Raw genomic sequence first — 3,081 nt, 5'->3', positions numbered from 1 at the left:
GTGCGCGGGGGGACCGACTGTCAGTGGGGCGTGGCAGGATCGGGGACGTGGCAGAGACAGCAGCGAAGCAGACCGACAACAACCCCGGCGGCGGCCGGCCGCGCCTGATGCTCATGGACGGGCACTCGCTGGCCTACCGCGCGTTCTTCGCGCTGCCCGCGGAGAACTTCACGACCGCGACGGGCCAGCCGACGAACGCGATCTACGGCTTCGCGTCGATGCTGGCCAACACGCTGCGCGACGAGGCGCCCACGCACTTCGCGGTGGCCTTCGACGTGTCCCGCAAGACCTGGCGCTCCGCGGAGTTCACCGAGTACAAGGCGAACCGCTCCAAGACCCCGGACGAGTTCAAGGGCCAGGTCGAGCTGATCGGCGAGCTGCTCGACGCGATGCACGTCTCGCGCTTCGCGGTCGACGGCTTCGAGGCCGACGACGTGATCGCCACCCTCGCCACCCAGGCCGAGGCCGACGGCTTCGAGGTGCTGATCGTCACCGGCGACCGTGACTCCTTCCAGCTGGTCAGCGAGCACACCACGGTGCTGTACCCGACGAAGGGCGTCTCCGAGCTGACCCGCTTCACCCCGGAGAAGGTCTTCGAGAAGTACGGCCTGACGCCCGCCCAGTACCCCGACTTCGCCGCCCTGCGCGGCGACCCGTCCGACAACCTGCCGGGCATCCCGGGCGTCGGCGAGAAGACGGCCGCGAAGTGGATCAACCAGTTCGGTTCGTTCGCCGAGCTGGTCGAGCGCGTCGAGGAGGTCAAGGGCAAGGCCGGGCAGAACCTCCGCGACCACCTGGAGTCCGTCAAGCTCAACCGCCGGCTGACCGAGCTGGAGCGTCAGGTGGAGCTGCCCAAGACCGTCGCCGACGTCGCGCGCGTGCCGTACGACCGCAAGGCCGTCGCGATGATCCTGGACACCCTGGAGATCCGTAACCCCTCCCTGCGCGAGCGGCTCTTCGGCGTCGACCCCGGAGCCGAGGAGGCCGAGGCCACCCCGATCGCGACCGACGGCGTGGAGATCGACGGCTCCGTCCTCGGCACCGGCGAGCTGGCCCCCTGGCTCACCGAGCACGGCGGCGCGCTCCTCGGCGTGGCCACCGTCGACACCTGGGCGCTCGGCACCGGCTCGGTCGCCGAGGTCGCGCTCGCGGCCGCCGACGGCGCGGCCGGCTGGTTCGACCCCTCGCAGCTGGACGAGGCCGACGAGAAGGCGTTCGCGGCCTGGCTGGCCGACGCCGCGAGGCCCAAGGTCTTCCACAACGCCAAGGGCGCGATGCGCGTCTTCGCCGAGCACGGCTGGAGCATCGAGGGCGTCCGCATGGACACCGCGCTCGCCGCCTATCTGGTCAAGCCGGGCCGCCGCTCCTTCGACCTGGACGCGCTGTCCCTGGAGTACCTGCACCGTGAGCTCGCCCCGGCCGCCGCGGCCGACGGACAGCTGGCCTTCGGCGCGGACGACGGCGCCGAGGCTGAGGCGCTGATGATCCAGGCCCGCGCGGTCCTCGACCTGGGCGAGGCCTTCGAGAGCCGCCTCGAAGAGGTCGGCGCCGCGGACCTCCTGCGTGACATGGAGCTGCCGACCTCCGCCCTGCTGGCCCGCATGGAGCGCCACGGCATCGCGGCCGACCGGCCCCACCTGGAGGCCATGGAGCAGATGTTCGCGGGCGCCGTGCAGCAGGCCGTGAAGGAGGCGCACGCCGCGGCCGGGCACGAGTTCAACCTGGGCTCGCCCAAGCAGCTCCAGGAGGTCCTCTTCGGCGAACTCGCCCTGCCCAAGACGAAGAAGACCAAGACCGGCTACACCACGGACGCCGACGCCCTGGCCTGGCTGGCCGGCCAGACGGAGAACGAACTGCCGGTCATCATGCTCCGCCACCGCGAGCAGGCGAAGCTCCGCGTCACCGTCGAGGGCCTGATCAAGACGATCGCGTCGGACGGCCGTATCCACACCACGTTCAACCAGACGGTGGCGGCGACGGGCCGCCTGTCCTCCACCGACCCGAACCTGCAGAACATCCCGGTCCGCACGGACGAGGGCCGCGCGATCCGCCGGGGTTTCGTGGTCGGCGAGGGCTTCGAGTCCCTGATGACCGCGGACTACAGCCAGATCGAGCTGCGCGTGATGGCCCACCTCTCCGAGGACGAGGGCCTGATCGAGGCCTTCACCTCGGGCGAGGACCTGCACACCACGGCCGCCTCCCAGGTCTTCGCCGTGGAGCCCGCCGCGGTGGACGCGGAGATGCGCCGCAAGATCAAGGCGATGTCGTACGGCCTGGCCTACGGTCTCTCGGCCTTCGGCCTCTCCCAGCAGCTGAACATCGACGCGGGCGAGGCCCGAGCCCTGATGGACGCCTACTTCGAGCGCTTCGGCGGCGTCCGCGACTACCTCCGTCGCGCGGTCGACGAGGCCCGGGCGACGGGCTACACGGCGACCCTCTTCGGCCGCCGCCGCTACCTCCCCGACCTCAACAGCGACAACCGCCAACGCCGCGAGGCCGCCGAGCGCATGGCCCTCAACGCCCCCATCCAGGGCACGGCCGCGGACATCGTCAAGATCGCCATGCTCAACGTCGACCGGGCCCTGCGCGAGGAGAACCTCACCTCCCGCATGCTCCTCCAGGTCCACGACGAAATCGTCCTGGAGATCGCCCCGGGCGAACGCGCCGCCGCGGAGGAACTGGTCCGCCGGGAGATGTCCAACGCCGTCCACCTCAACGTCCCCCTGGGCGTCTCGGTAGGCGCGGGCCCGGACTGGGAATCAGCGGCCCACTAGCCTCCGAGCGACCGGACACATATGGATGCCGGGCCGGGTACCCACCCGCCCCGGCATCCTGCGCATCTGCGCCTGGGGGGCGCTGCAGCGCCCCCCTTAGGGGCGCGGGGAACTGCGCGACCAGCCACAATGCACCCGCACCCCCAAAACGACCGTAACCACGCACACGCTCAGGCACCCACCCCCACCCGAACCACCCCAACCAGCCACAACCCGGGATCATAAAAACAAATGACGCATCCCACCAACAGCAAAAACGGTATATCTCGGTGGTGGGCGGAAACATAAAAACCGGGGGGGGGGGGGG

At 70.5% G+C, this 3,081-nt stretch carries 1 protein-coding gene; it reads left to right on the top strand.

The features are described from left to right. Window positions 1-47: 47 nt before the first annotated feature. Complete coding sequence (polA, locus tag L0P92_RS43435; protein WP_234768648.1) at window positions 48-2,774, top strand: DNA polymerase I; 2,727 nt, start codon at window positions 48-50, stop codon at window positions 2,772-2,774. Window positions 2,775-3,081 lie beyond the last annotated feature (307 nt).

The sequence above is a fragment of the Streptomyces muensis genome (assembly GCF_021474425.1).
Lineage (GTDB): Bacteria > Actinomycetota > Actinomycetes > Streptomycetales > Streptomycetaceae > Streptomyces > Streptomyces muensis.
The sequence above is the reverse complement of the archived record's forward strand: the minus strand, read 5'-3'. Positions and strand labels throughout refer to the sequence as shown.